This window comes from Psychrobacter sp. TB55-MNA-CIBAN-0194, assembly GCF_040309505.1.
Classification (GTDB): Bacteria; Pseudomonadota; Gammaproteobacteria; order Pseudomonadales; family Moraxellaceae; genus Psychrobacter; species Psychrobacter fozii.
In genome coordinates this window covers 1-265 of the sequence record NZ_JBEOOW010000381.1, presented here as the reverse complement: position 1 = coordinate 265, position 265 = coordinate 1, and the positions used below count along the sequence as shown (strand labels likewise).

Genomic DNA, 265 nt, shown 5'->3' with positions numbered 1-265 from the left:
GTCATAATGTTTACCAGCTCCGCTATGATGCCGGTAATGCAGTGTCTTATGGTATGAGCCAGCAAGGCGCATTAAAAGCGATGACTTCAAATGTGGCTGATGTATTTGGTATTAATGCCGGTAGCCTAGAAGTAGGTAAAGCCGCTGATGTTGTAATGTGGAGTAATGATCCGTTTGAGCTGAGCAGCCACGTAAATAAAATGTTTATTAATGGGGTTGAGGTAAGTACTGAATCTCGCCAAGATAAACTGCGTGAGCGCTATAC

Annotated in this window: 1 protein-coding gene; it reads left to right on the top strand. The window is 43.4% G+C overall.

Going from position 1 to position 265, the window contains the following annotated elements; translation table 11 throughout:
- Window positions 1–265: amidohydrolase family protein (locus AAEY75_RS15555; RefSeq protein ID WP_352260096.1), on the top strand; the 265-nt coding region annotated here is incomplete at both ends.